The sequence below is a fragment of the Verrucosispora sp. SN26_14.1 genome (assembly GCF_004307965.1).
GTDB lineage: Bacteria > Actinomycetota > Actinomycetes > Mycobacteriales > Micromonosporaceae > Micromonospora.
The window spans coordinates 21,585-31,840 of record NZ_SISL01000022.1; the positions used below are offsets into that span (position 1 = coordinate 21,585).

9 protein-coding genes and 1 pseudogene are annotated in these 10,256 nt (G+C 71.3%); 5 read left to right on the forward strand and 5 right to left on the reverse strand.

The window, feature by feature from the left end; all coding sequences use genetic code 11:
• Positions 1–194: 194 nt before the first annotated feature.
• Positions 195–2,051, forward strand: a complete 1,857-nt coding sequence (locus tag EYA84_RS04420) for an acyl-CoA dehydrogenase (RefSeq protein ID WP_131051716.1) — start codon at positions 195–197, stop codon at positions 2,049–2,051.
• A 325-nt stretch (positions 2,052–2,376) separates the two neighbouring features.
• On the opposite strand, the gene EYA84_RS04425 is transcribed toward EYA84_RS04420, so the two are convergent.
• A complete protein-coding gene (locus EYA84_RS04425; protein WP_131051717.1) occupies positions 2,377–2,646 on the reverse strand; it encodes a DUF6458 family protein in 270 nt (89 codons plus the stop codon).
• Between the two features lie 168 nt (positions 2,647–2,814).
• Positions 2,815–3,354, reverse strand: a complete 540-nt coding sequence (locus tag EYA84_RS04430; protein WP_131051718.1) for a histidine phosphatase family protein — start codon at positions 3,352–3,354, stop codon at positions 2,815–2,817.
• A gap of 114 nt (positions 3,355–3,468) precedes the next feature.
• Here EYA84_RS04430 and EYA84_RS04435 point away from each other — a divergent pair, with 114 nt between their 5' ends.
• Positions 3,469–3,753, forward strand: coding sequence for a DUF6458 family protein (locus EYA84_RS04435; protein WP_131051719.1), 285 nt, complete (start codon positions 3,469–3,471; stop codon positions 3,751–3,753).
• Positions 3,754–3,820: 67 nt separating this feature from the next.
• Here EYA84_RS04435 and EYA84_RS04440 read toward each other — a convergent pair whose 3' ends face one another.
• Positions 3,821–4,498 (reverse strand): hemolysin III family protein, encoded by a 678-nt coding sequence (locus EYA84_RS04440; RefSeq protein ID WP_131051720.1) that lies wholly within the window; start codon positions 4,496–4,498, stop codon positions 3,821–3,823.
• A gap of 622 nt (positions 4,499–5,120) precedes the next feature.
• Here EYA84_RS04440 and EYA84_RS34035 point away from each other — a divergent pair.
• Genes EYA84_RS34035 through EYA84_RS04455 form a run of 3 tightly spaced genes read left to right on the forward strand, consistent with a single transcriptional unit; the run spans position 5,121 to position 7,211 of the window.
• A complete protein-coding gene (locus EYA84_RS34035) occupies positions 5,121–5,549 on the forward strand; it encodes an allophanate hydrolase subunit 1 (RefSeq protein WP_394347546.1) in 429 nt (142 codons plus the stop codon).
• The gene (locus tag EYA84_RS04450; protein WP_162520277.1) at positions 5,546–6,478 is read left to right on the forward strand and encodes a biotin-dependent carboxyltransferase family protein; all 933 of its coding nucleotides are present in this window, start codon (positions 5,546–5,548) and stop codon (positions 6,476–6,478) included. The genes EYA84_RS34035 and EYA84_RS04450 overlap by 4 nt, the downstream gene beginning before the upstream one ends.
• The gene (locus EYA84_RS04455) at positions 6,462–7,211 is read left to right on the forward strand and encodes a LamB/YcsF family protein (RefSeq protein ID WP_131051721.1); all 750 of its coding nucleotides are present in this window, start codon (positions 6,462–6,464) and stop codon (positions 7,209–7,211) included. The genes EYA84_RS04450 and EYA84_RS04455 overlap by 17 nt, the downstream gene beginning before the upstream one ends.
• Before the next feature lie 68 nt (positions 7,212–7,279).
• Here EYA84_RS04455 and EYA84_RS04460 read toward each other — a convergent pair whose 3' ends face one another.
• Both EYA84_RS04460 and EYA84_RS32370 read right to left on the reverse strand, forming a co-directional pair.
• Positions 7,280–9,115 (reverse strand): NHL domain-containing thioredoxin family protein, encoded by a 1,836-nt coding sequence (locus EYA84_RS04460; RefSeq protein WP_131051722.1) that lies wholly within the window; start codon positions 9,113–9,115, stop codon positions 7,280–7,282.
• 101 nt (positions 9,116–9,216) lie between these two features.
• Positions 9,217–10,256 (reverse strand): annotated as a pseudogene (locus tag EYA84_RS32370) (hypothetical protein); the annotation flags it as partial.

A 10,256-nucleotide genomic window follows, 5' to 3' on the forward strand; every position in this document is an offset into this window, starting at 1 on the left:
CCCCCGGGGCCGTCGGGCGGTGTCCGGCCGGGCCGGGTCGACCTTCGGGGCCGGGCGACGGCGTGCCGCCGGAACCTGAACCGCAAGTGTGTAATCCCTGTCACTCCGGTGTGCGGGTTGTCGCTGCCTACCCGTCAGTAATAGAGTCTGGGGTTACTGATCGGTAACACCTGTCCGGAAGCGGGGCCAGCGACATGACCCACTACAAGAGCAACCTTCGGGACCTCGAGTTCAACCTGTTCGAGGTGTTCGGGGCGGACCGGTCGTTCGGCCAGGAGCCGTACTCCGAGCTCGACGTCGACACGGCGCGGAGCTTCCTCGCCGAGATGGACCGCCTGGCCCGCGAAGACCTCTCCGCCAGCTACACCGACGGTGACCGCAACCCGCCGGTCTTTGACCCGGCCACCCACACCGCGCCACTGCCGGAGTCGTTCAAGAAGTCGTACCAGGCGTTCATGGACTCCGAGTTCTGGCGGCTCGACCTGCCCCCGGAGCTGGGCGGCACCAACGCCCCCCGGGCGCTGTGGTGGGCGCTCGCCGAGCTGGTGCTCGGCTCGAACGCCCCGGTCTGGATGTACGCCTCCGGCCCGTCCTTCGCGCACGTGCTGCACGTCGAGGGCACCGAGCAGCAGAAGAAGTGGGCCAAGCTCTTCATCGACCAGCAGTGGGGCTCCACGATGGTGCTCACCGAGCCGGACGCCGGCTCGGACGTGGGCGCCGGCCGCGCGCGGGCGATTCCCCAGCCGGACGGCTCGTGGCACATCGAGGGCGTGAAGCGCTTCATCACCTCCGGCGAGCACGACCTGAGCGACAACATCGTCCACTACGTCCTGGCCCGTCCGGTCGGCGTGGAGGGTGTGGGCGGCCCCGGCACCAAGGGCCTGTCGTTGTTCGTCGTACCGAACTACTTCTTCGACGAGGACAGCGGCGAGCTGGGCGAGCGCAACGGCGTCTTCGCCACCAACGTCGAGCACAAGATGGGCCTCAAGGTCTCCAACACCTGCGAGCTGACCTTCGGCGAGCACGGCGTACCGGCCAAGGGCTGGCTGCTGGGCGAGAAGCACGACGGCATCCGGCAGATGTTCATGATCATCGAGTACGCCCGGATGCTGGTCGGCACCAAGGCGATCGCCACCCTCTCCACCGGCTACCTCAACGCCCTGGAGTACGCCAAGAACCGGGTGCAGGGCGCCGACCTGGTCCAGCAGTCCGACAAGAGCGCTCCCCGCGTCACCATCACCCACCACCCGGACGTCCGCCGGTCGCTGCTGCTGCAGAAGTCGTACGCCGAGGGCCTGCGTGCCCTGGTGCTCTACACCGCGTCCTGGCAGGACAAGATCGCCCTCGCCGAGGCGGCCGGTGACGAGAAGGCCACCAAGCTGGCGAAGCGGGTCAACGACCTGCTGCTGCCCCTGGTCAAGGGCGTCGGCTCGGAGCGGGCGTACGAGATGCTCGGGCACGAGTCGTTGCAGACCTTCGGTGGTTCCGGCTTCCTCCAGGACTACCCGCTGGAGCAGTACGTCCGGGACGCCAAGATCGACACCCTGTACGAGGGCACCACCGCCATCCAGAGCCTCGACCTGATCTTCCGGAAGATCGTCCGGGACAACGGCAAGGCGCTGATGGCGGTCGCCGGAGAGATCCAGGAGTTCATCACCACCGAGGTCGGCAACGGTCAGCTCAAGGAGGAGCGGCAGGCGCTCGGCAAGGCCCTCGCCGAGATCCAGAACATGATCGGTGTGATGACCGGCTGGCTGGGCGAGGTGCAGGGCGGCGACGCCCGGTCCCTCTACAAGGTGGGGCTGAGCAGCCGCCGGTTCCTGCTGGCGCTCGGCGACGTGGTGGTCGGCTGGCTGCTGCAGAAGCAGGCGGACGTGGCGCTGAAGGCGTTGGCCGGCGAGGTCTCCGCGACCGACAAGGCGTTCTACACCGGCAAGGTGGCTGCCGCCCGGTTCTTCGCCCGCGAGGTACTGCCCCGCGTCGGCGCCGACCGGCGCATCCTCGAAGGCACCGACCTGGACATCATGGACATCCCGGAGGAGGCGTTCTGATCGGCCCGGTCGACACCGCGCGGTGACGTAGTCCGCGCTGTCCGGTGCAGCCGGTGGGGCACATGCCCCACCGGCTGCACCCGTTCGCGGGTGCTTCCGTGCGCTCGGTGTGTCCATGCCCTTTTGAATGCCTCATTTACTGAGGCTGGTGGAACGGGTTCCGGAGTATCGACCTGGAGGTGGGTGGAGTTGTTGTCGCCAGAGCGACAACAACTCCACCCACCTCCACGACGAACGCCTCGGGAGTCCCGAAGCCGATCAGCGCGGCGGCAACACCCCCGGCCCGAAGCCGCGCAGGGGCACCACCCACGCCCACACCCACCGGTCAGCTCGGCGGCGCGGTCGGCGGTGGCGGGTCGGGAGGCGGCGGCATCATCGCGGTCGGATGCGAGAGCCGGTTCTCCTCCACGATCAGTGTCCGGGCCCGCTTGCGGCGGTCCTGCCAGAACCAGAGCGTGGTGAGCAGGACGGTCAGCCCGGCCAGGATGAAGACCCAGCCGACCGCCCGCAGGTCGATCCACCAGACGTTGGCCCTGATGGCGAACGTCAGGATCGCGCCGATGGCGATCAGGAAGATTCCACTACCAATGCCCATGTGCGCGGCACTCCCCCGTGCGGTTGCTCTGGGCGTACTCGGACTGGTCAGCGACGGTTACCCGTCCGGCGCGGGGTTACCCGCGCTGTCGACCGGCGAACACGACCCGGCACGCGGCGCGGTGGTCGGGTGATCCGGCCTTCACTAGTGCGGTGTCGCCCCGGCTGGTCAGCCGCGTGCGGTGTGCCGGACGTCGATCGGGGCCGTACCCCGTCCCAGTTCCGCCCAGGACACCGTGGGTCGGTGCCGGACCATGTCGCTGGTGCGCAGCCCGTCCGGGGCGGCGCCCTGCGGATCGAGCGACTCGGACAAAAGCGAGATGCCGGGATTGTGGGCGATCAGCAGGACGGTGCCGATGGACGGTTCGACCCGGCGCAGCAGGGTCAGCAGGTCCTCCGGATGCGCCTCGTACGCGTCCGTCTCGTAGCGGACGACCGGAAACGGCCCGGTGGGTCCACCCTCCGGCGGCGAGCCGGTCATGCCCATCTCGACGTGGTGCCAGGTCTGCCGCGTACGCAGTGCGGCGGAGCAGATCACCAACTCCGGCAGCAACCCGTGCCGGGCGAGCCACGCCCCGGCAGCCGCCGCGTCGGCACGGCCCCGTGCGCTCAACGGTCGCTCGATGTCTGGTCCGTCCGCCGTGGGCTGTTCGGCCTTGGCGTGCCGTAGCAGCACGAGCGTGCGTTGCTGTCCCGAGGCGTCCGTCATGCCACCAGCTTGCCCGATTGGCGATCTCCGTGCCGGGGTAAGTCCCTCGATGCCGCAACCTCATCCATGGCCGCGGCGAAGTGGAATGCAGCTTCGAGCCGAGGAGACGACGACATGGGCATCGGTGGCAGTATCTTCCTGATCGCGCTGGGCGCGATCTTCGCGTTCGCCGTGGAGGCGGATCTGGGCTGGCTCAACCTGAGCGTCGTCGGCTGGGTGCTGATGCTCGCCGGTGTCGCTGGCCTGCTCGTCACCCTCTACTTCTGGAACTCCCGGCGTCGTCCGGTCGTCGCTCCGGTCCGTGAGGAGCGCGTGGTCGCCGAGCGCGCCGTTCCCGTGCAGGACAACCGGGTGGTGCAGGAGTACCGCGAGGTGCGCCGACCCGACCCGATGGTCTGACCCGTACGAGACACAACGGGGTGGCGGGAACGATCCGCCACCCCGTTGTCGTGCCGTCCGCCTCGGCTCAGGCGAACAGCGCGAAATAGATCGCGATGTGATGGCAGATCGCCGCGACCAGCGTGCAGGCGTGGAAGAACTCGTGATGGCCGAAGACGGTGGGCCACGGGTTCGGCCGACGCAGCGCGTAGAAGACCGCGCCGACGGTGTAGATGCCGCCGCCCACGGCCAGCAGCACCAGGGCGGTGACCCCGCCGTGGTGCAGGATGTCCGGCAGCATTCCCACGGACACCCAGCCGAGCGCCAGATAGAGCGGAGCGGAGAGCCACCGTGACGCGTGCGGCCAGATCAACTTCAGTGCCACGCCGCCCAGGGCGCCGCCCCAGACCACCGAGAGCATGATCACGGCGGCGCGGGTCTCCAGCAGCAGAACACAGAACGGTGTGTACGTGCCGGCGATGAACAAGAAGATCATCGAGTGGTCCATCCGGCGCATCACCTGGTACCCGCGTGTCGACCACACTCGACGGTGATAGAGCGCGCTGGTGCCGAAGAGGCCGCAGACGGTGAGGCTGTAGACGCCGGTACTGACCAGGGGTGTCCAGCCGGGGCGGGCGGCGGCGATCGAGCAGAGCACGATGCCGCAGATCAGTGCGACGAAGAACGCGTACGTGTGCAGCCAGCCGCGCATCCGGGGTTTCCCGATGTCGACCGGCTTGAGCCGGGGACGTGCTGAGGTGGTCACGGAATCAGGTTACGACAGCGTAGGTTACCTTCGGGTAGTGCAACGCGTCACGCCGTCCGACCAGCAGTCGACGCGCCGGTGGGCGACCGTCGGTCAGGATGGCGGGATGCGGATCAGACCGGTCGGCGCGCACGCCCTTTTGCTCGACCTCACCCCACCACCGCCCCCCGAACCCGGCGGCGCCGCAGACCCGAGCGGCGATGTCGGCAACGGCTCCCCGACGGACGGCCTTCCTTCCGGCGGCTCCCCGACCGGTGGCTCCCCGACCGGTGGCTCCCCGGCGGAGGGATCCGCGGCGGGCGAATTCCCGACTGGCGGCGGGACGGTCGTCGACCTGGTGGAGGCGTGGCGAGCCGAGCTGTGGCGCCGCCGCGATAGAGGTGACCTGGTCGCCGAGGAGATCGTCCCGGCGGCCACGACCGTTCTGCTCGACGGCGTGCCGGACCTTGAGGCAACCGCCATCCGCATAGCCGACTGGACCCCCACCCTCCGACCCGCGCCCGCGCCCGGCGCGGACACCCCCACTGCAACGCGTCGATCATGGAGTTGTAGCGGGGACAAAGAGTCACATAACAGGACAGGCTATCGACCACCACTCCATGATCGACGCGGTGAGGCCGCGATGGAGCGTGAGGCCGCGATGGCGGATGCGGCGGGGTGGGGCGGGGGTGGTGGGGTGGTCGAGGTACCGGTCAGCTTCGACGGGGAGGATCTGCCTCGGGTCGCCGAACTCTGGCGGGTGGACGTGCCGGCGGTGGTACGTCGGCTGCGGGAGACCGAGTTCCGGGTGGCGTTCTGCGGCTTCGCGCCCGGATTCGGGTATCTGACCGGGTTGCCCGCCGGACTGGCGGTGCCCCGGCTGGCCACACCCCGTGCCCGCGTTCCGGCTGGTGCGGTCGGGCTGGCCGGGCCGTACGCCGGAATCTATCCGACCGCCTCGCCCGGCGGTTGGCTGCTGGTCGGACGGACCGGGCTGACCCTCTTCGACGTGACGGCCGATCCGCCCGCTCTGTTGACGCCCGGTACCCGCGTCCGGCTGGTGCAGGCATGACCGGCGGACCGCCGCTTACGCCGGCCGTGACCGGTGGGATGCCGCTCGCAGGCGGTGTACCGGCGGTGTCACTGCGAGGGGAGATCGAGGTGCTGCGGGCCGGGGCGTTGACCACGGTGCAGGACCAGGGGCGCGTCGGATGGGCCCATCTCGGGGTGCCGCGTTCCGGTGCGCTCGACCCGGCGGCGTTGCGGCTGGCCAACCGGCTGGTCGGCAATCCGGAGTCGGCGGCCGGACTGGAGATCACGCTGACCGGCTGCGACCTGCGGGTGGACCGGGCCACCACGGTCGCGGTGGTGGGTGCCGAGGCGGACATCTGGATCGGTACGCGGCCCGGCGACACCGGACGCCCGCTGGCCGTACCGGGCGGAACGGTGCTCCGGACAGGTCCCGCCCGACGGGGTCTGCGGTGCTGGCTGGCGGTGGCCGGGGGCATCGCGGTCGACCCGGTGCTGGGCAGTCGCGCCACGGACACGCTCGCCGGGCTCGGACCGGCACCACTGCGCGACGGCGATCTGCTGCCGCTCGGTGTCGTGCCGGATCCACCCGCGCCGGTCGACTTCACGGTGCCACCGCCGTTCCCGGCGGAACTGCACCTGACGGTGCGACTCGGCCCACGGCATGACTGGTTCACCCCGGTCGCGCTGGACCGGCTGCTCGGCACGGCGTACCAGGTGAGTCCGTTGAGCAACCGGGTCGGCGCGCGGCTGTCCGGTGCGCCGCTGCCCCGCGCGGCGGCCGGGGAACTGCCGAGCGAGGGCATCGTCCTCGGCGCGGTGCAGGTGCCGGCGGACGGCCAACCGTTGGTCTTCCTCGCCGACCATCCCACCACCGGTGGCTATCCGGTCATCGCGGTGGTGGACGACGTGACCCCACTCGCGCAGGCCCGTCCAGGCACTACGGTCAGGTTTCATGGACCTGAACGCTGACCTCGGTGAGGGATTCGGTATCTGGCCCCTCGGCGACGACGAGGCTCTGCTCAATCTGATCACCTCCGCCAACGTCGCCTGCGGCTTCCACGCCGGGGACGCGCCCACGATGCGCCGGGTCTGCGCCACGGCGGCGCAGCGTGGCGTGGCGATCGGTGCGCAGGTCGGCTACCGGGACCTCGCCGGTTTCGGCCGGCGGGCGATCGCGTACGAGTTCGCCGAGTTGCGCGACGAGGTGCTCTACCAGCTCGGCGCGCTCCAGGCGTTCTGCCGGGCGTACCGCACCCGGGTCCGCTACCTGAAGCCGCACGGGGCGCTCTATCACGCGGCGGCGTGCGAGGAGATGCCGGCGGCAGCGATCGTCGCGGCGGTCGACGACTTCGATCGGGACCTGCCGCTGCTCTGCCCGCCCGGCTCGGTGCTGGCCCAACTCGCCCAGGGCGCCGGGATGCGCGTGGTGGCCGAGGGGTTCGCGGACCGCAACTATCTGCCCACCGGTCGACTGGTGCCGCGTACCTCGCCCGACGCCCTGGTCACCGACCCGCAGGAGGTGGCGAACCGGGCGGTGCGGATGGCCACCGAGCGGGCGGTGACGGCCGTGGACGGGAGCGCGATCCCGTGTGTCGTCGAGTCGATCTGCCTGCACGGCGACAGTCCCGGCGCGGTGGCCGCCGCGGAACTCGTCCGCGCCGCACTCATCGATGCCGGAGTGACGCCGACCGCGTTCGGCTGAGAGGTTTGTTAGCAGGGGTCCCCTGCTATACCGCAGGCGTTAACAAGGGGCCCTTCCTTTCACCGCAGTCAGCCGGCGTCCATGCCGCGCAGCACCAGCGGCAGGCGGGTGGGGCCGTCGGCGACCACCCGCACCGGAACTCCCCAGTCCTGCCTGGTCAGGTGGCAGGCCGCGTGCTCCACGTCCGCGTCGCAGGTCGCCGCCTGGGCGGTCACCTGGAGCACGCCGTCGGTCACCGCGCCGTCGATCACCAGCCGGCGGGACAGCTCGGTGCCGGTGCCCGCCCCCTCGACCAGCAGCTCCGGCGGTGACGCGGAGACCACCAGCCGGGTCGACGGACCGTACGTCTCGTCCAGCTTCTGCCCCGGCGCCGGAGTGAAGACGACGTCCAGCACGACCTCCCCGGCGGCCAGGTCGGTCGGCTTGCGTTCGGTGCGGTGCCGGGGGCCGTCGACGGTGTCCGCCCCGGCCGCCGAGAGCGCACCCGGGGCCAACCGGGTGATCCGGTGCGCGGACGACTCCACCACCAGCACCGCCCCGTCGGGCGTGAGCACCAGGTCGCTCGGCTCGCCGAGTTCGGTGGCCACCGTGGAGACCTGGTCGGTCGCGGGGTCGTAGCGGCGTACCGCACCGTTGTAGGTGTCCGCGATCAGCACCGACCCGTCGGGCAGCGCGCAGACGCCGAGCGGGTGCTGGAGCAGCGCCTGCGCCGCCGGGCCGTCCACGTGACCGAAGTCGAACAACCCCTGACCCACGGCGGTACCCAGGATGCCGTTCTCGACGTACCGGACGGCACTGGTCTCGCTGTCGGCCACCCAGAGGCGGGTGCCGTCGGCGGAGACCGAGAGCCCGGACGGCTGCGCCAGCCACGCCTCGGCCAACGGGCCGTCCCGCAGTGCCTCCACGGTGGTGCCGGCGTACATGCCGACGGTGCGCTTGATCGGGTCGAACCACCAGAGCTGGTGGATGCCGGCCATGGCGATGACGATCCGGTCGTCGTACCAGGCGAGGTCCCAGGGGGAGGAGAGGTCGATGGAGAGCGCGTCGTGCGCGTGGTCGTCGACCGTGGAACGCCACTGCCGACCCGTGCCGGCCACGGTGACCACCTCGCCGGTGGCGAGCCGTACGCCGCGCAGCAGGTGGTTGACGGTGTCGGCGACCACCAGGTCGTAACCGGCGACCTCGGCGACGTGCTCGGGCAGCAGGCTCAGGCCCTGCGGCTCGGAGAAGGTGGCGGCCTCGGCCGGTCCGTCGCCCCGACCCCGGCTCCCGGTGCCGATGGTGCGGGTCACGGTCTCGCCGTCGTCGGCCAGCTCGACCACCCGGTGCCGGGCCGAGTCCGACACGAGCAGGCCACCGCCGGGCAGGGCCACCGCCTTGCCGGGGAAGCGCAGCGTCGTCCGCGGCTCGGCCGGTGGCACGTACGGGCCGTCGCCCCGGCGCAGGGTGCCCTTGGCCTCGTGGGTGGCGATCAGGTCGTCGATCAGCCGGGCCAGCCCCTCGGCGTGACCCTCGCCGGCCATGGTGGCCACCACGTACCCCTCCGGGTCGACCACGGCGAGGGTCGGCCAGGCGCGGGCCGCGTACTGCTGCCACATGTCCAGCTCGGGGTCGTCGAGCACCGGGTGGTGCACGCCGTACCGCTCGACGGCGGCGGCGAGGGCGTCGGGGTCCTTCTCGTGCTCGAACTTGGGCGAGTGCACGCCGATCACGACGAGGACGTCGGCGTACTTCTCCTCGAGTGGACGCAGCTCGTCCAGCACGTGCAGGCAGTTGATGCAGCAGAAGGTCCAGAAGTCCAGGACGGCGATGCGACCCCGCAGATCCGCCAGACCCAGGTCCTTGCCGCCGGTGTTCAGCCAGGCCCGGCCCCGCAGCTCGGGTGCCCGTACGCGTGCACTCATGCACCCCATCGTGCCCTACCGGCTGGACCTCGGTGTCGTCCGCGCACACGAACACCGAGGGCGGGACACGGTGATCGTGCCCCGCCCTCGGTGTGACGTGGTCAGCTCCCGGTCGCCGGTTTCAGGCAGAGGAACGGGTTCGAGGAGACGCCGCGAAGCTCCACCAGCGGCATGGTCGGGTCGGGGCAGCTGTCCTTCGTCTCGACCTTGGACACCACCGTGAACGCCTCGTTGTCGCCGCACTGTGCCTCGACGGCGCTGTTGCCGGACCGCTTGACGCAGGTGCCGACCGCCGGGTCGAAGGCCCCTGCCTCGTTCGATCCGCCGATCTTGCCGAGGAGCAGCAGCAGACCGAGCGGGATGGCCAGGATGAGCACGGCGGCGACCAGTACTGCGGCGAGGACCCGACCGTTGCGGACCTTCGGCACCGGAGTCTCCGGAGCCGGTTCGGCCACCGGTTTGAAGGAGTCGAAGCGGCTCTGGTCCGGGTCGGACGGACCGGAACCGGTGCCGGCGTTCGCGCCCCACGGCGGCGGCGACTGTCCCGGCGGCGGGAACGCCGCGGTGTGGTCGGCGCCCGGCTCGGGGCGCTTGGCACCGTAGGTGCCGCCCGAACGCTCGGACGGGCCGCCGAAGGGCTCGCCGCCCGGAGCCCCGAAACGGTCGCCGCCGGGCGGACCGCCGAAGGGGTCGTTGCCCTGACCGCCGAAGCGGTCACCGGGTGCGCCACCGAAGGACGGAGCGGCACCCGGTCCACCGAACGGGTCGCCACCGGGGTGGCCGCCGAAGCGGTCGCCACCGGGCGGGCCGCCGAACGGGTCGGCGGGACGCTCCGGCTCCGGGTGCGGCTTGGTGCCGTTGACCGGACGGTTGGTCGGCGGAGAGTCGGCGAAGGAGGGCATCCCCGCCGGGAAGGCCGGCGGAGCCGCCGGGGAGCCGGGAGCAGCCGATCCGGAGTAGGAGCCCGGCCCGCCGGCCGGCGGCTCGTGGTCGGCGAAGTGCGGCTCCGGGTTCTGGTCGAACCGGGGTGCCGGCGGCTCGTCCCGTTCCGGGGTCGACTCGCCGGACTCGGAGCGGGCGGGGCGGCCGTACACCCGCGACTGCGGGGCGGGCGGCCCGGCGGGGTGCGGCGGGTGGTCGG

Bases quoted from the DNA above. Each gene is read 5' to 3' on its own strand.
- EYA84_RS04455 (WP_131051721.1), top strand. From the start codon at position 6,462: ATGGACCTGAACGCTGACCTCGGTGAGGGATTCGGTATCTGGCCCCTC.
- EYA84_RS04430 (WP_131051718.1), bottom strand. From the start codon at position 3,354: ATGACGGACGCCTCGGGACAGCAACGCACGCTCGTGCTGCTACGGCAC.
- EYA84_RS34035 (WP_394347546.1), top strand. From the start codon at position 5,121: ATGGAGCGTGAGGCCGCGATGGCGGATGCGGCGGGGTGGGGCGGGGGT.
- EYA84_RS04460 (WP_131051722.1), bottom strand. From the start codon at position 9,115: ATGAGTGCACGCGTACGGGCACCCGAGCTGCGGGGCCGGGCCTGGCTG.
- EYA84_RS04420 (WP_131051716.1), top strand. From the start codon at position 195: ATGACCCACTACAAGAGCAACCTTCGGGACCTCGAGTTCAACCTGTTC.
- EYA84_RS04450 (WP_162520277.1), top strand. From the start codon at position 5,546: ATGACCGGCGGACCGCCGCTTACGCCGGCCGTGACCGGTGGGATGCCG.
- EYA84_RS04425 (WP_131051717.1), bottom strand. From the start codon at position 2,646: ATGGGCATTGGTAGTGGAATCTTCCTGATCGCCATCGGCGCGATCCTG.
- EYA84_RS04435 (WP_131051719.1), top strand. From the start codon at position 3,469: ATGGGCATCGGTGGCAGTATCTTCCTGATCGCGCTGGGCGCGATCTTC.